Below are 16,975 nucleotides of genomic sequence, written 5' to 3'. Positions count from 1 at the left end.
TTAAGTGATAAAGTCGGGTGTCTCAGCCGATTGGAAAGGCTCGCTTTATCCTTGTCTCAGCCGATTGGAAAGGCTCGCTTTATCCTATAAAGCATCTTATTTTCTTCATTGAAAAAAGCCTTTCTTTCTGCTATAATCGTATAAAATACTTACTTTAGGAGTTCTTATGAAAGTTGTTAAATTTGGAGGTAGCTCTCTTGCCTCTGCTGGTCAATTAGAAAAAGTTTTAAACATCGTTAAAAGCGATCTAGAGCGTCGTTTTGTAGTTGTTTCTGCACCAGGAAAACGCAATGCTGAAGATACTAAGGTTACGGATGCCTTGATTAAATACTACCGCGATTATGTTGCTGGTAACGATATTAGCAAGAGCCAAAACTGGATTATCGACCGCTATGCTGCTATGGTTAGTGAACTAGGTCTTAAACCAGCTGTGCTAGAAAAAATTTCAAAAAGTATTCGTGCCTTGGCCACTCTTCCTATTGATGAAAATGAATTTCTCTACGATACTTTCCTAGCAGCCGGTGAAAATAACAATGCCAAATTGATTGCTGCCTACTTTAACCAAAATGGTATCGATGCACGCTATATGCACCCTAGAGAAGCTGGGATTGTGGTCACAAGTGAACCTGGTCACGCTCGCATCATTCCATCAAGTTATGACAAGATTGAAGAATTGACAAATGCAAATGAAGTTCTTGTCATTCCTGGTTTCTTTGGAGTTACCAAGGAAAATCAAATCTGTACTTTCTCACGTGGAGGTTCTGATATTACAGGTTCTATCATTGCTGCAGGTGTAAAAGCCGACCTCTATGAAAACTTTACGGACGTTGATGGTATCTTTGCAGCCCACCCTGGTATTATCCACCAACCACACTCGATCCCTGAGTTGACCTACCGTGAAATGCGTGAGTTGGCCTATGCAGGATTCTCAGTTCTTCATGACGAAGCTCTTCTTCCTGCCTACCGTGGAAAAATCCCTCTGGTTATCAAGAATACCAATAACCCTGACCACCCAGGTACTCGTATCGTTCTAAAACACAGTAGTGATGAATTTCCAGTTGTGGGAATTGCTGGTGACTCAGGCTTTGTCAGCATCAACATGTCGAAATACCTTATGAACCGTGAGGTTGGATTTGGACGCAAGGTTCTGCAAATCCTTGAAGATCTTAACATCGGTTGGGAACATATGCCAACCGGTATCGACGATCTTTCAATCATCCTCCGTTCTCGCGAACTAACTCCTATCAAGGAAGAAGAAATCCTGCGTCAGTTGGTTCAAAAGGCTAAAGTAGATCATGCAGAAATCGAACACGACCTTTCTATCATTATGATTGTTGGTGAAAAAATGAAGAGCCATATCGGAGTGACTGCTACTGCGACACGCGCTCTATCTGAAAACAAAATCAACATCCAGATGATGTCTCAAGGTTCTAGTGAAGTTTCTATTATGTTTGTTGTCAATAAAGACCAAGAGAAAGCAGCAATCAAAGCCCTCTACAATGCCTTTTTTGGAGAAAGTAAGGAAGACTAAGCATGGCTCAATCACTTAACAAAACAGTACTCCTCAGTACGACAGGCACTTCCTACCTCTCTATCGCTGGGAAAGTTGGGAAATTCCTTGTCGGAGATCAGGCTTTGGAATTTTACCCCGATGTCAATGTTGAACAATTTATCCAGATTCCTTGGAGCCATATCAACCAAATTGGAGCCAATGTCACTGGGCGGAAAATCAGTCGCCACTTCGAAGTCTTTACAGACAAAGGAAAATTCCTCTTTGCTTCAAAAGACTCAGGTGCCATTCTCAAAATTGCTCGTGAAAAACTGGGTAATGACAAGGTCATCAAACTTCCGACCCTGATTCAGACAATTGGTCAAAAATTTAAAAATCTATTTGCAAAAAAGTAGAAACTTTAGTATAATTATAGCAACGGATAAGTAGGTTATCTTCTTCTTTCAGAAAGTCTGCGGATGCTGCGAGCAGATAGGAGGGATAGGTGAAATTCTACCGTTAATAACAATTACATACACAATCAAGTGCACACCTGTGAAGTTGGATGGAACCGTGGCCCTGCCACTCCAACGCTTTGTCAGGTGTGCTTTTTTCATAAAGGAGTTCTTATGTTAGATATCAAACGTATTCGTACAGACTTTGATGCTGTCGCAGAAAAATTGGCTACACGTGGTGTAGATGCTGCTGTCTTAAACGAGATGAAAGAAATCGATGCTAAACGTCGTGACATCTTGGTCAAGGTTGAAACTCTCAAGGCTGAACGCAACACAGTTTCTGCTGAGATTGCCCAAGCCAAACGCAACAAGGAAAATGCAGATGACAAGATTGCTGCCATGCAAACTCTATCTGCTGAGGTTAAAGCCTTGGATGCTGAATTGGCAGAAATCGATGCTAAATTGACAGAATTTACTACTACTCTTCCAAACATCCCTGCTGACAGCGTTCCTATTGGGGCTGACGAAGATGACAATGTGGAAGTTCGTCGTTGGGGCACTCCACGCGAGTTCGATTTCGAGCCAAAAGCTCACTGGGATCTTGGTGAAGACCTTGGTATCCTCGACTGGGAACGCGGTGGCAAGGTAACAGGCGCTCGCTTCCTCTTCTATAAAGGCCTCGGTGCTCGTTTGGAACGTGCTATCTACAACTTTATGTTGGACGAGCATGGCAAAGAAGGTTATACTGAAGTCATCACGCCTTACATGGTTAACCACGATTCTATGTTTGGGACTGGTCAATATCCAAAATTCAAGGAAGATACTTTTGAACTCAGCGACAGCAATTACGTCCTTATTCCTACAGCTGAAGTTCCTCTGACAAACTACTACCGTGATGAAATTCTTGACGGTAAAGACCTGCCAATCTATTTCACTGCTATGAGCCCATCATTCCGTTCTGAGGCTGGTTCAGCTGGTCGTGATACTCGTGGCTTGATTCGTTTGCACCAATTCCATAAGGTTGAAATGGTTAAATTTGCCAAACCAGAAGAATCTTACGAAGAATTGGAAAAAATGACAACCAACGCTGAAAACATTCTTCAAAAACTTAACCTTCCATACCGTGTCGTTGCGCTCTCTACTGGAGATATGGGCTTCTCATCTGCGAAGACTTACGACTTGGAAGTGTGGATTCCAGCCCAAAATACCTACCGTGAAATCTCAAGCTGTTCAAACACAGAAGATTTCCAAGCCCGTCGTGCCCAAATCCGTTACCGTGATGAAGCAGATGGCAAGGTAAAATTGCTCCATACCTTGAACGGTTCTGGACTTGCAGTTGGACGTACAGTGGCTGCTATTCTTGAAAACTACCAAAATGAAGATGGTTCCGTGACCATCCCAGAAGCACTTCGTCCATACATGGGTGGAGCTGAGGTCATCAAACCATAAAAAATAAGGTTTAGCTATTTCTAGCTAGACCTTTTTTCGTAACCAAATCAGATAAGCGCCTAATACAAAGAGCAAAATGATTAGGCAAATAACAGTTTCAGCCAGTACCAAATAATCCAAAAATGGAAGTTTCAAGATTCCCTGAGCCATCTTAAGCGAAGTAGCTGTGATAATAGTCGGGAAGGTGAGGGCTGAGAAGGCTGGTTGAAAACCTTGTTTTAAAATATTGGGTAGGCGAGTCAAAACAAAGAAAAAGAAGGATTGGGAAGCCAAAAGCATGAAAATCAAGACCCAAGTCGGTAGGCTAGCTCCTCCAACTCGAACCAGAGAAGCCAAAAGCAAAGAAAAGGGAGCACAGTAGATACCTTCTTGCCCAAGCAAGGCTAGTGGGAGTGGTTGCTTCTTTAAATCACTATAAATAAGGGGATAGAGATAGAAGGTAAGAAGAAAACCAAAACTCAAGGTCACATAGGCAATTTCCATGATACCCACCAGAGGATAAGTCAAGGCTGCTACCGCTATCCCTACATAAAGCACCGTCCAGCTAGGAGTAGCATGAACCCTCCGACCCGGACAAGCAAACTTGATAGTGAAACCAGCAATCAAGGCCAAATCCAAGAGAAATGAACACCACCAGAGTCCTTGCACAACCAAAGAAAGATGAGGGAAGACGCGAAAGACATAGGTCGATAAAATCATCCCAGCCATGGGAAAGGTGGCCATTCCTGATAAAAGAGGGGGCTTGGTCAACTCTTGCTTGGTTTCTTTCCAATTAAAAAGATGCAGAAGCAGAAAGTAAATCCACAAAATCAAACCTGTCAGACTAAAAAGATGTGACAGAACCGGCAACGTATCTAAAATAAGATTTCCAGATCCTGCTAAACCTAGCAAACAACCAGAAAATACCAAGGGGAGTTTTTTCATCCTAACCTCCAATAATCATGTTAGTTTCAGTATAGCATAAAAGCGCTTAAATGAGGGGATAAAAAACGAAGTCCGTTGATTTCAGACTTCATTTTTTACTCAGATATGAATTAAGCATAAGGTTGCAATTCTGGGTTAATTGGGGTATTGGCTAGGTTGTTGGCATAGTTACAGAGGCTTGCTAGGCTGACACCAAGAACCACATCCAAGGCATTTTGTTGGGTGTAGCCAGCTTCTAAAAACTCAGCCAAGGCTTCATCTCCTACACGACCCTTGGTATTGATAACTGCCAGGGTAAACTTAGCTAGGGTATCCAATTTAGGATCTGTCTCAATTGGAGTACGATTGCGAAGGGCTTGAATCAAGTCATCATTCATCTGGATTTGTTTGATGGAAAAAGCTGTATGACCTGCGACGCAGAAGGCACAACCATTGGTCACGGCTGCCGTGATCTGCACCACTTCACGCTCAACGGGTGTCAGGCTGTTGCGACGGTTGATAGCTCCGACAGTACGGTAGGCTTCTAAAGCAGTCGGTGCATTGGCCAAGAGACCGATTAGGTTGGGAATATAGCCATTGTTATCTTTTTCTACTGTTTCAAGAACCTCTTTCACTTCTGCTGGTGCTGATTCTACTGTATGGATGGTAAATGTTGTCATAAGATACCTCTTTTCTTGTTATTGACACTAATATTATTGGAAAATCTTATAAAATCCTGATTCCTAAGTTTATTTAAGATAAAGGTTTATTCCTCTCATAAGATTTTCGTTGTATATTATACTCTTCGAAAATCAAATTCAAACCGCGTCAGCGTCGCCTTACCGTACTCAAGTACAGCTTTCGGCTAGCTTCCTAGTTTGCTCTTTGATTTTCATTGAGTATTAGTTTATCACACTTCCAATCACTTGCATAATATATATTATATATCAGGCTGATAAAAATTATTTATAGGCAAAAAAATCACACGAGCTGTGTGATTCCATTATTTGTCAAAATACTTTTTAGTTTCAGCAATAACGACTGGCGACAAGACCAAGAGGGCAATCAAGTTTGGCAGAGCCATCAAGGCGTTGACGATATCTGCGATAATCCAGACCATATCCAACTCGATAAATCCTCCTAACAAGACCATGAGCACAAAAACCACACGGTAGAGCCAGATAAAGCGAACCCCAAAGAGGAACTCAAAACAGCGTTCTCCGTAATAGTTCCAACCTAGAATCGTTGTAAAGGCAAAAAGTACAAGGAAGATGGTCAAGAGGGCAGGCCCAAAGTGTGAAAAGACTGTTGAGAAAGCTGACTGAGTCAAGGCAACCCCATTCAAGTCACCACTCCAAACTCCAGTTACCAAGATGGTCAAACCAGTTAGAGTACAAATGATGAGGGTATCAATAAAGGTTCCTGTCATGGAAATCAAACCTTGCTCTACTGGTTCATTTGTCTTGGCAGCTGCAGCTGCAATAGGAGCAGAACCCAGACCAGATTCGTTTGAGAACACACCACGCGCCACACCATTTTGAATAGCCATCCGAACGCTAGCACCAGCAAATCCACCTACCGCAGCAAGGGGACTAAAAGCTGAGGTAAAGACTAAATCGATTGTGCCAGGGATTTTTCCGATATTAAAGAAAATAACTGTAAGAGTTCCTAAGATATAAATGATAGCCATAAAAGGAACAACAGTAGTTGAAACCTTTGAAATGGACTTGAGTCCGCCAAAGACTGCAATCGCTACAAAGACAGACAAGACGAGAGCTGTGATGGTTGGCGAAATCGCCGTTGTATTTTGGATAGATTCTGTAATCGAGTTGACTTGGGTGAAGGTTCCGATTCCCAAGAGAGCAACCAGTACTCCTGCTACTGCAAACAAAACAGCAAGTGGTCGCCACTTCTCCCCCATTCCTAGAAGGATATAGTGCATGGGACCTCCCGCCACTGCACCATGGTCGTCCTTGGTGCGGTATTTAATGGCCAAGAGTCCTTCCGCATACTTTGTAGCCATTCCAAAGAAAGCCGCCATCCACATCCAAAAGAGGGCTCCTGGTCCACCAACCTTGATAGCCGTCGCAACTCCTATGATATTTCCTGTTCCAACGGTTGATGCCAAGGCTGTACACAGAGCTGCAAAACTGGATACATCCCCATGTCCCTTATCCTGGATAAAAATAAGCTGAAAGGCCTTGGGCAGACGCAAAACCTGCAAGAGTCCTAGCCGAATAGTTAGGTAAAGCCCTGTTCCGACCAATAAAATCAAGAGGGGCGGTCCCCAAGCAAAAGCATCGATTGATTTAAGCAATTCTAACATTTCCTTCTCCTATCGTTTCAACCCCAAAAGAAAGAGCACATGCAAGATACATGTACTCTGGAATGCTTAGATAAATGCTAAAAAGCGGTCTATCCTAGCTCTGTCCTTTTACCTGAGAGTTTGAGCAGTTGCCTGCCTTGCCCCTTCGGTGCCTTTACGGTCTCTCCAGAGTTCCGTCCATTTACAGTCATGGAAAATCAAACGATTCCCCACTTCTATTAAACTTCATTCGGTGTTGGTATTTAATTGATTCTTATTTTACAAAAAATGTTGGCTTTTGTCAATGGATTTTGGGAAAATCTTATTTGACTCAGTATAAAAAGATTGAGCATTTCCATGTGCGTGAGGTGCTGTTAATTAAATCAATCTGTTTCACTCCTAGTCTACACGATATAAGAATTGTTCTGGTTTATTATGTACTGGAAATGAAGCGCGATAGAGAATTCTATCTTTACTAATATCCGAAGCGTCTGATATTAATCCATTGATGTCTCATCAGGTATTCTAACACCTGCTGGTATGAATTGAATAAAGACTCCAAAAGATGGACCTGAGTAGCGAGCTCGTAAAAAATCATTGACTATTTCTGATTCTGCAAGGTCAACCTTAAATTTCTCTGGCGCTATCAAGCCATCTTTACTAAAGACTAAATCTTCTCCTCCATGACCATTACTCCATTTTCCCTCAATACTAGAGAAATCTCCATTTTTTATGGCATTAATGTCCATTTTCCCAGAAGTATTTTGATTTGATGAAGATGCTGTTGCAGCAAATTTTTCTGTTACAGATTTCCAAGTCAGACTAGATAGATTCATTCGAGCACCAGGACTGACTTCATCCTCTGTCTTAGCTTCTTTAACCTTCTCTAGTTTGTCCCCACTACTATTCAATTTCCAAATGGTATGAATGGTCTGTGGATCTCCTGCGAACGGATTCCACTGGGTATAATGCTTCCCATCTTCTAGGAGATAGGCCTTAAAGCGTGTTCCAAGCATCTGCATTTTATTTTCAGCATTGGTGAGGCGAATAACTTTCTGATCTTTGAGTGTAAAAATATCTAAAATCTCACTACCATTTTTCGAAAAGACAATCAATTCATCAATGCCATTTTTATCCATATCAACCATTGCATAGGTGAAGGCTTGACTGCGTTCTGCCATCCCTGCATAGATATTAGCAGTTAGATTGATATTATCCTTAACCTCTGCCTTATGGTCTAAAATAAATTCATAATCCTTCAAAATGCTGTTATAAGAACTGTAATCTACGCTTGGTTTGGCTTCATCTGTACTCTTGTCTTCACTGCTTCCGCCAAGAATCTTATCTGAAACTGACTTCCAGCTTAAAGTATCTAAAGAAATGGGAGAACCGACCCCAAGATCTGCTACTTCTTGAGCCTCCTTACCCTTTACCAAAGACTGTCCGTCTTCACTAAATTGGTAGTGAGCATAGATGTGACTCGTTGCTGTACCAGCTCCACGATAGAGCAGAGAATTATCTGGCAAGATACCGACTGTCATTCTCTCACCAATCTGGTCTAAACGATTTTCTTGATCAGTCAAACGAATCACCTTTTCGTCTTTCAGCGTACGAATATCAAGTAAACTCTTTTCGCCACTCTTCATTTCAAGAGCAAGCAAGAGTTCATCGACTCCATCATTATTCAAATCCGTCTTGTGATAAACTACATCTGTATAAAAGCCTTGAGAAGACTTCACTTGACTAGCTAGGGGATTGACATCTATACCTTTCGGGAAGGTGCCTTTCGCTACTTTTTCGTAGTCATCCAAAACCTTGTTATATTTGCTGTAATCTATCTCTGGAGTTGCTACTTCCTCGGATGCTGGTTCCGCGCTTTTATTCCAAGGTAGATACTGACAACCTCCTAGAACTAGTGTCAGTGAAAGTGTTGTGGTTAATAGTAACTTTTTCATATTTCTCCCTTATCTAAGAGAAAGGAACCAGCCTGTGCTAATTCCTTTCACTACTTTTATTCTATTTAACCCACTTACCTGAGCCATCTACTTTGTAGCCATCTGGGGTACGTTCGTTGACTGCCATCTTACCATTTGACTTGAGATAGTAGTCACCTACCCATGTGTTACGAGCATAGCTTCCTTCTGATGTTAGGTAATAGTAAGATTTGTAGCTACTATCATAAATCCACTCACTCTTAGCCATTTTACCATCTGATTTGAGGTAGTAACTTCCAGCCCAAGCATTACGCGCATATCTGCCCTCTGCTGTCAAGTAATAGTATGATTTATAGTTATTGTCATAAATCCATTCGCTCTTAGCCATGTAGCCACCTGATTTGAGGTAATAACTTCCTGACCAAGCATTTTGAACAAAGTTACCTGAAGCATTTAGGTAGAAGTAAGAATTGTACTGAACATCAAAAATCCATTGATTGACTACTTTAACACCAGCTTTATAGTAAGAAGAACCTGACCAACCAGTCTGACCTGAGGTAGAGTTAGTAGATTGTTTTGGAGTTTCAGTAGTTGTTGGTGTTGTAGATGATTGTGTTGAAGATACTAGACCAGCAAATTTACCGTCTTTAATACTAAAAATAGGAGATTCTCCTTTGTATTGATGACGAAGCTTAGTCTGAGAATCAATATAAAATTCACTTACATAGGCTTCATATTTGTATTCACCATCAGGAATCGATTCATATGAATAAGAGTCAATGCTGCTTTTTGTTAAATCATAGGATCTCAATCTAACACTTGCTCCGGTGTCATTATCCACAACCTCTTTTGTTTTAGCATTAACAAGCTTCGTTCTTACAATAATAGAATCTTGCTTACTATTCCAATTATTAACAAAATTAGGATTAACACTATCAGTTGAAAAAGTGACAGAAACGCCACGATTTTTATCATAACCAACCAAACTTAGATTGACCTTGTGATCAACATTACCAACTGCAACAATGTCATCAGCATGCACTGTTTTTGCTGAAAAAGGTAGAACTCCCGCTGTGTCAATAGTTGACAATACTCCGACTGTTGAAAGTGCCAAAGCACATACTAATAATTTCTTTTTGTTCATGTTTTTAATTTCCTTTATTTTTTAGTCTTTATTTGTTTAAAGTGCAACATTTATCTATCCGACAAAACGATGATTCTTTACACGAAAGACAACAGATTGTCCATCATATACCTTACCATCTTGTCCTTTTCCTTTGATAACAAAGAGATAACTTCCATCTGGAGTTGCACTAAAGAAGTGACGAGTTTGAAAAACACGTAGACTTGGACTGTAAGTAGCAGTAAAATGAGCATCTGTAGAAACCTTACCTGTATTTACATCAATTAAGGCAAAATCATAGGCTACTTGATAAGATGAAGATGGAGTACTAGGTAGAGCAATATCGATATAGGTCATAGCATCATTGACATGGTAAAGGCTTATTCCTAATGATGTTGCTTGTGAACTGCTGGCTGTATGAGTTCCCTTAGAGCGGATCCACTTACCTGATCCATCAACTTGATAACCATCTGGTGTACGCTCATTCACTGCCATCTTACCATTTGACTTGAGATAATAGTTACCCACCCAAGTATTACGGGCGTAACTTCCTTCCGACGTTAGGTAGTAATATGAACCATAATTCTTATCATAAATCCACTCGCTTTTAGCCATATATCCACCTGACTTGAGGTAGTAGTTTCCTACCCAAGCATTTTGAACATAATTACCTGAAGCATCTAGGTAGAAGTAGGAATTATAGTTCTTATCAAAAATCCACTTACTGGTAACTTTGCTACCATTTTGGTAGTAGGACGAACCTGACCAGCCATCTTTTTGACTCGTTGTTGATTGGTTAAAAGTCTTTGGAGTTGAGGAAGCTGTTGTTTTACCAGTCAACTTCTTAACAGCCTCTTTAAACTCTTCTACAGTCCCCTTCCACTCTATGTAATTGGCACCAGACTTATTTTCAAGAGCTATATAATTTCGAGCAGTTTCTTCGAAATAAGATAATTCTGGAGTGGTTTTTGTAGCCCAAATAATGGGACGATTAGCAGTTCCCTTCCATCCTTTAAATACTTCTGAACCTTTTGGAACAAGAATATAATATTTAGCAGTTGGAGTCAGCGTTTGTGTGTCAGCCTGCACTGTTTGCGCTGAAAAAGGTAGAACTCCTGCTGTGTCCACAAGAGAGACCAATCCAAATGTTGCAGCCGCTAGGCTAATTACTAAAACTGTTTTTGACTTCATCATCAAAAATCTCCTTTAAAATTTTATTGTTTACGGTTACAGTATAGCATGCTATTTACCTTATTTACGAAAAGCGTATCTATATTTACCTTTATTGAACAATTACCTTAAAAATTGGTAGAATTATGATAGAATGGAAAAAAGGACTTGAGGAGATTTAGGATGCAAGATGAAAGTGTTTATGGATTAGTTTATAAGGCCATCCGTGAGGAGAGAGGGTTTACTCAGAAGGAAGCTGCTGGAACTACAGTGACTCCACATTTTTTACGTCAGTTTGAGCAAGGGAAATCTCGAATAACCATTCAAAAATTTGAAGAGATTCTGTCTAATATTGGAATTGATAAGGAGACCTTTGATAGTCTCAAAACGCAGATGTTTCCAACTAAATTTCATAAATTACAGGCTCAAGTTGCTGATTTGGCCTATAAGCGTGAATTTAAAAAGATCCTTAGCTTGATTAATCAGCCTCTGGAAAATCCTGGAATCGCTGAACACTATGTGATTGCCAATCGTGTAGTCAATAAATTTGCTATTGCGAATATTATTGGTGATTCTTTTCTGACTCCAAAAGACTATCAAGAACTAGAATATATCAAGAGCTATCTTAGTGAACTAGATGATTGGAATAAAATTGAGGTGAATATCTTTTCATCTATCCTTCCTCACTTTTCAATCGAATTTTTAGATTACAGGCTCTACCACTTATTAGATACTCTAAAAAAACAGACTGAATACCATTCAATCCGTACTGCTGACTACTACATTGCCTGCTTAAGAACTGCTATCAAGCATTATTCTGTCAATGGCTACTATGATAAGGCTGAGAATTTAGCAATGAAGACTCTGGAAGTAATTAATGCCTTCCCTCTATTGAGTACCAAGATGACAGAGATGATTAATCTTTCCATGGAACGGGCTAATAATTTTCTCAGACAAGATGATGTCAGAGGTCTAGAACTAGCTAAGCATATCTTTGCTAGTCTTGATAACTTTGAAAAAATTTATCCAAATCAACTTCTGACTCGAATGAGAGAGGACTTCTTCGTCACTGTCACACAACTCAATCACACTGGACAACCTTTAGATGTCTAGGCTAGAAATCAAAAAGCTTGAGGAATCACATATTTCCTCAGGCTTTTCTTATCCTTTAAAGGTAACAATAGTCGCACCACTGCCTCCAGCATTTTGTGGGGCATAGCCGAAACTCTTGACATGTTTGTTTCTTTGTAGATATTTGGTGACACCTTCACGGATAACACCTGTTCCGATACCATGGATGATATCTACTTGAGCCATATTATTAAGCAAAGCTTGGTCTATAAAGGCATCTAGCTCATTCATGGCTTCTTCATAGCGCTTGCCTCGAAGGTCCAGTCTAGCTTGAGGTCCTCGCCCAGAAGTTCGTTTCACAACATTGACCTGTTTCTTCTTGACTGGTTTTTCTTGCTGGGCTTGAACAAGGCCAAACTCTTTCTCTTCCAAGGTCATCTTAATCAAACCGACTTGGGCTTCCCAACGGCCATCCTTGAGTTGACTAGTCAAGGTACCACGCTGTCCATAACTGAGAACCACGATATCATCTCCCACCTTGGGAGCTCGTTTTTTCTTGGCCTTTTGAAGGACCTTGTTTTTAGATAGATCTACTTTTTCAGGAGCCAATTTTTTCAGCTTGGCCTTGGCTTCAATGATTTCGTGGGGTTTAAGTTGAGATTTACTATGGAGATTTTTGAGAATCTGGTCACTCTCACTGAGGGCCATGTCCACAATCTCAGCAGCTTGTTCACGCGCTTTGTTAAGCTCAGTTTCCTTTTCACGATTGAGCTCGTTGTAAAGTTTTTTAAGAGCACGATTCATCTTGAGATTTTCTTGCTCCACCTCACGGATATTGTCCAAGCGTTTACGGCTTTCCAGCGTCTGCTCTTCCAGTTGCTCAATGATACGATTGACATCATTGTCCTGATCGACCTGCTGACTGGCATCCCCTACGATAACTTCAGATAGGCCTAGACGTTTGGCAATCTCAAAGGCATTGCTTCGACCAGGAACTCCTTGCATAAAGCAATAGGTCGGGCGTAGAGTTGCAGTATCAAACTCCATGCTGGCATTTTGCACAAAGGCTGTCTCAATACCGTAGGCCTTGAGTTCTGGATAGTGGGTCGTCGCCATAGTCTTGACTTGACGCAGGCGAAGGTCCTCCAGAATAGCCATGGCAAGAGCGGCTCCCTCTTGGGGATCTGTACCAGCCCCCAACTCATCTAAGAGCAAGAGCGAATGCTGGTTGACCTTGCCAAGAATATCCACAATATTGGTCATGTGGCTAGAGAAGGTAGACAAGCTCTGCTCAATAGATTGCTCATCGCCAATATCAGCAAAAATTTCTTCAAAAATACCAACACGACTTCCCTTGTCTGCTAAAATCGGCAGACCGGACTGGGCCATCACCTGTGTCAAGCCCAGAGTTTTAAGCATGATGGTCTTCCCACCTGTATTGGGACCTGTAATGACAATAGCTGTTAAATCTTGTCCAAAATGGACATCATTTGCAACGGCATTTTTGACCAAAGGATGGCAGACATGGAGCAGTTGAATTTCTTGATTTTCTGATATCTGAGGAACGACTGCTTGCCTTTCTTGGATAAAGCGAACCTTAGCACGAATCAAGTCCAGATGACCGATAATCCAAGCGTCATTAGCAATCTCAGCCGCATGAGGGCGAACACGCTCAGAAATTTCTTGGAGAATGCGAAGCATTTCATAGCGCTCATCTGCTCGCAAACTGGCAATTTCTTCGCTCAGTTTGACCACCTCACGGGGTTCGATATAGACGGTATTTCCACTAGCAGAAATATCATGAACGACACCTGCAATCTTATTGCGGTAGGTATTTTTGACTGGTAAAACCTGACGGCCATTTCTGCTAGCAACAATCCCTTCTGTCAACATCTGCGCTTTTTGCTTGAGCAGGTCCTGTAAAACATCGCGTACCTGACTCTCGCTATCATGGATTTTTCTGCGGATTCGCGCCAATTCTTCACTGGCAAAATTTTCAATGAAACCTGCATCATTAAAGGCTTGGAGATTTCCTTGTAATTGCGGAAAATCATGTAATTTCTCAAACCAAAGGGCTAATTCTTCCAAGCTGACATTTTCCAGATTGGCATAAAAACTTTGCAGCTCTCGGCTAGACAGAAGCACGCGCTTCAAGAGTAGGAACTCCTCAATATTGAGGTCTGCCCCCATCTCCAGCCGCTTGCAGACTCCTGCAATTTCCTTAGTTGCGAGAATGGTAAAATGCGGTTGCTCAACGAAAAGAGCCTGCATTTCCTTCATCTCAGCAAAAGCCTGTTTGATTTTATCTGCTTTGGCAGTTGGAGCTAGCTGTCTCAATTCCTCCAAGCCCTGCTCGGTCAACAAATGGGGCTCAAACAAGGCCTTGACCTTATTAAACTCTAATGTTTCTAATATTTTCTTATTCATCTTTATTTCCTTATCTTTGAATGTCTAGGTGTGGTAGCTTTTTACATTCTGATAGATTCTAGTCAATCTGTAAACAAAGGGCTAGGAAAACTCCTGCCCTTTTTATCCGATTAAATTTGTCACCCAGATTTGTTTGAGCCAACTGGTTGTTACTGGTATGCTCTGGATGATGTGTTTTGCGACGATACTCTTTTCAAGAGGATTTTGTATAGCTGCCATGGGGATGGTCGCCAAGATGGTCAAGGCCATTTGCAAGACAAATAAGGTCACCAACATGGACAAGATACCTGCTGAAACTTGGAACAACTTACCACCCAATTTTTTACTAGGGATCAAGTGTAATAGGAGACCAAGCAAACGACCGATGCTATAGACAATCCCAAATACAAGCAAGTAGCCGATCCCTGCATAAAAGACCTTATCCAACTGAAAGAGTTGATCCGATGGGAAAAAGAAAGTTCCCTGACCTTCCTGCGGATTTGCATAAGGGAGCAATAAGTGAAACTGCTCGCCAAGCCCCTTGTAAAACTGACCAGCCATAAAAGCAGATGCCATAGCTGAAATCAGGTAATAAACCTGTAAGAGCAGGCCTCTCCGATAGCCGATATAAAATCCCCAAGCCAAGACCAATAGAAGAAGGAGTGAAATCATAAGGAGTCCTCAATCTTGCTCTGTTCTTGCTTGCAAGTCACAAGCTTGTGACGGAGTTCTTCTAGCTCTTGCTCCTTATCGTCAAATTCAATCTCACGGCTGAGCTGAGTTGATAAACAGTTGACTGCCAACAAAAGAGCGATGGTTTCATCGTCTGCACTAGGCATTTGTTCTCTAATTGCTTGGTATTTTTCTGTCGCAACCTTGGCGATTTCCTCCATAAAAAGGTTATCATGCTCGCTTGTCAAGGTTAATGATTTTTTCCCGAATGTAAATTTGAATCGATTTAGATTTGCCATAAAATTCACCTCACGATATTATACCAAAATTCGCTAATTTTGTCAGTTTTTACAAATTTGCCTGCTTTTATGGTACAATAGAAACTATGGCAAGTATAACACTCACACCAAGCGAAAAGGAGATTCAGGCTTTTCTTGAACACTATCAAAGCAGTCTAGCTCCCAGCAAGAATCCCTATATTCGCTACTTTTTGCGACTACCTCAAGCAACGGTTTCTATCTATACTTCTGGAAAGGTCTTGCTTCAGGGTGAGGGAGCCGAGAAATACGCTCGTTTCTTTGGCTATCAAATGGTAGAAGAAACCAGCGGACAAAATTTCCCTTTGATTGGGACAGATGAGGTGGGAAATGGTTCCTACTTTGGTGGGCTTGCAGTTGTGGCTTCCTTTGTCACACCAGACCAGCACGACTTCTTACGAAAACTCGGTGTGGGGGATTCTAAGACTCTGACCGACCAAAAGATTCGTCAGATTGCCCCTATCCTCAAGGACAAAATCCAGCACCAGGCACTGCTTCTCTCACCAAGCAAGTACAACGAGGTCATCGGAGACCGCTACAATGCTGTTTCGGTTAAGGTTGCCCTCCATAACCAGGCTATCTATCTCCTTCTTCAAAAAGGCGTTCAACCTGAGAAAATTGTGATTGATGCCTTTACCAGTGCTAAAAATTATGACAAGTACTTGGCACAAGAGGCCAATCGTTTCAGCAATCCTATCAGCTTAGAAGAAAAGGCTGAGGGCGAATACTTGGCTGTCGCAGTTTCTTCTATCATTGCGCGTGATCTCTTTCTGGAAAATCTAGAAAATCTAGGACGAGAACTGGGTTATCAACTTCCAAGTGGAGCTGGAACAGCTTCTGATAAGGTAGCTAGCCAGATTTTACAAGCCTATGGTATGCAGGGACTCAACTTCTGCGCCAAATTGCACTTTAAAAATACTGAAAAAGCGAAAAAACGCTTAGAAAGGTAAGTTATGAATTCATTTAAAAATTTCCTAAAAGAGTGGGGATTATTCCTCCTGATTCTGTCATTACTAGCTTTAAGTCGTATCTTTTTTTGGAGTAATGTCCGCGTAGAAGGACACTCCATGGATCCTACCCTAGCGGATGGCGAAATTCTCTTTGTCGTTAAGCACCTCCCTATTGACCGTTTTGATATCGTGGTGGCCCATGAGGAAGATGGCAATAAGGACATCGTCAAGCGCGTCATCGGAATGCCTGGCGATACCATCCGTTACGAAAATGATAAACTTTACATCAATGACAAAGAGACAGATGAACCTTATCTAGCTGACTATATCAAACGCTTCAAGGATGACAAACTCCAAAGCACCTACTCAGGCAAGGGATTTGAAGGAAATAAAGGAACTTTCTTTAGAAGTATCGCTCAAAAAGCTCAAGCCTTCACAGTTGATGTCAACTACAACACCAACTTTAGCTTTACAGTTCCAGAAGGAGAATACCTTCTCCTCGGAGACGACCGCTTGGTTTCGAGCGACAGCCGCCACGTAGGTACCTTCAAAGCAAAAGATATCACAGGGGAAGCTAAATTCCGCTTCTGGCCAATCACCCGTATCGGAACATTTTAAGAAATCGAAGAGGCCGAGAGTCAGCAATCTCAGCCTCTTCTTCTATCGTGAGAATATGATTATTCACTATCCAGTTTGATTAAGATAGAAACAAAGTTATACTCAATGAAAAT

General features: G+C 41.4%; 15 protein-coding genes and 1 riboswitch. Of the genes, 6 read left to right on the top strand and 9 right to left on the bottom strand.

Going from position 1 to position 16,975, the window contains the following annotated elements; translation table 11 throughout:
* The first annotated feature begins 166 nt into the window (after nucleotides 1-166).
* The 3 genes from HT736_RS01615 to serS all read left to right on the top strand — a co-directional run bounded on the left by HT736_RS01615 (nucleotide 167) and on the right by serS (nucleotide 3,393).
* Nucleotides 167-1,531, top strand: coding sequence for an aspartate kinase (locus tag HT736_RS01615; protein WP_138700083.1), 1,365 nt, complete (start codon nucleotides 167-169; stop codon nucleotides 1,529-1,531).
* Between the two features lie 2 nt (nucleotides 1,532-1,533).
* Nucleotides 1,534-1,905: a DUF956 family protein gene (locus tag HT736_RS01610; RefSeq protein ID WP_000079356.1), complete on the top strand. Its 372-nt coding sequence runs from the start codon at nucleotides 1,534-1,536 to the stop codon at nucleotides 1,903-1,905.
* A 213-nt stretch (nucleotides 1,906-2,118) separates the two neighbouring features.
* On the top strand, nucleotides 2,119-3,393 hold the full coding sequence (serS, locus tag HT736_RS01605; RefSeq protein WP_100104178.1) for a serine--tRNA ligase: 1,275 nt from the start codon (nucleotides 2,119-2,121) through the stop codon (nucleotides 3,391-3,393).
* A 24-nt stretch (nucleotides 3,394-3,417) separates the two neighbouring features.
* Here serS and HT736_RS01600 read toward each other — a convergent pair whose 3' ends face one another.
* The 6 genes from HT736_RS01600 to HT736_RS01575 all read right to left on the bottom strand — a co-directional run bounded on the left by HT736_RS01600 (nucleotide 3,418) and on the right by HT736_RS01575 (nucleotide 10,849).
* Nucleotides 3,418-4,317 (bottom strand): TDT family transporter, encoded by a 900-nt coding sequence (locus HT736_RS01600; protein ID WP_138700084.1) that lies wholly within the window; start codon nucleotides 4,315-4,317, stop codon nucleotides 3,418-3,420.
* Between the two features lie 110 nt (nucleotides 4,318-4,427).
* Nucleotides 4,428-4,976, bottom strand: a complete 549-nt coding sequence (locus tag HT736_RS01595) for a carboxymuconolactone decarboxylase family protein (RefSeq protein WP_100104180.1) — start codon at nucleotides 4,974-4,976, stop codon at nucleotides 4,428-4,430.
* Between the two features lie 323 nt (nucleotides 4,977-5,299).
* Entirely contained in the window at nucleotides 5,300-6,622 is a 1,323-nt protein-coding gene (locus HT736_RS01590) for a sodium:alanine symporter family protein (protein ID WP_138700085.1), read from the bottom strand.
* 90 nt (nucleotides 6,623-6,712) lie between these two features.
* A riboswitch (glycine riboswitch) is annotated at nucleotides 6,713-6,801 on the bottom strand.
* Between the two features lie 297 nt (nucleotides 6,802-7,098).
* Nucleotides 7,099-8,556 (bottom strand): DUF6287 domain-containing protein, encoded by a 1,458-nt coding sequence (locus HT736_RS01585; protein ID WP_023936328.1) that lies wholly within the window; start codon nucleotides 8,554-8,556, stop codon nucleotides 7,099-7,101.
* Between the two features lie 61 nt (nucleotides 8,557-8,617).
* On the bottom strand, nucleotides 8,618-9,679 hold the full coding sequence (locus HT736_RS01580) for a hypothetical protein (RefSeq protein ID WP_023936326.1): 1,062 nt from the start codon (nucleotides 9,677-9,679) through the stop codon (nucleotides 8,618-8,620).
* A 54-nt stretch (nucleotides 9,680-9,733) separates the two neighbouring features.
* On the bottom strand, nucleotides 9,734-10,849 hold the full coding sequence (locus HT736_RS01575) for an N-acetylmuramoyl-L-alanine amidase family protein (protein ID WP_172930677.1): 1,116 nt from the start codon (nucleotides 10,847-10,849) through the stop codon (nucleotides 9,734-9,736).
* Between the two features lie 162 nt (nucleotides 10,850-11,011).
* On the opposite strand from HT736_RS01575, the gene HT736_RS01570 reads away from it, so the two are divergent.
* Nucleotides 11,012-11,941, top strand: coding sequence for a helix-turn-helix transcriptional regulator (locus HT736_RS01570; protein WP_050207992.1), 930 nt, complete (start codon nucleotides 11,012-11,014; stop codon nucleotides 11,939-11,941).
* A 48-nt stretch (nucleotides 11,942-11,989) separates the two neighbouring features.
* Here HT736_RS01570 and HT736_RS01565 read toward each other — a convergent pair whose 3' ends face one another.
* From HT736_RS01565 to zapA, 3 genes are all read right to left on the bottom strand, one after another.
* Nucleotides 11,990-14,326 (bottom strand): endonuclease MutS2, encoded by a 2,337-nt coding sequence (locus tag HT736_RS01565; RefSeq protein ID WP_050261412.1) that lies wholly within the window; start codon nucleotides 14,324-14,326, stop codon nucleotides 11,990-11,992.
* Nucleotides 14,327-14,428: 102 nt separating this feature from the next.
* Nucleotides 14,429-14,977 (bottom strand): CvpA family protein, encoded by a 549-nt coding sequence (locus HT736_RS01560; protein ID WP_000624509.1) that lies wholly within the window; start codon nucleotides 14,975-14,977, stop codon nucleotides 14,429-14,431.
* On the bottom strand, nucleotides 14,974-15,276 hold the full coding sequence (zapA, locus tag HT736_RS01555) for a cell division protein ZapA (protein ID WP_172930675.1): 303 nt from the start codon (nucleotides 15,274-15,276) through the stop codon (nucleotides 14,974-14,976). The genes HT736_RS01560 and zapA overlap by 4 nt, the downstream gene beginning before the upstream one ends.
* 86 nt (nucleotides 15,277-15,362) lie before the next feature.
* On the opposite strand from zapA, the gene rnhC reads away from it, so the two are divergent.
* Together rnhC and lepB are read left to right on the top strand one after the other, a co-directional pair.
* A complete protein-coding gene (gene rnhC / locus HT736_RS01550; RefSeq protein WP_172930674.1) occupies nucleotides 15,363-16,244 on the top strand; it encodes a ribonuclease HIII in 882 nt (293 codons plus the stop codon).
* Nucleotides 16,245-16,247: 3 nt separating this feature from the next.
* Entirely contained in the window at nucleotides 16,248-16,862 is a 615-nt protein-coding gene (gene lepB / locus HT736_RS01545) for a signal peptidase I (protein ID WP_001083986.1), read from the top strand.
* Nucleotides 16,863-16,975 lie beyond the last annotated feature (113 nt).

This window comes from Streptococcus sp. 339 (assembly GCF_013277285.1).
Classification (GTDB): domain Bacteria; phylum Bacillota; class Bacilli; order Lactobacillales; family Streptococcaceae; genus Streptococcus; species Streptococcus pseudopneumoniae.
Note: the sequence above shows the minus strand (reverse complement) of the source record. Positions and strands in the feature narration are given on the sequence as shown.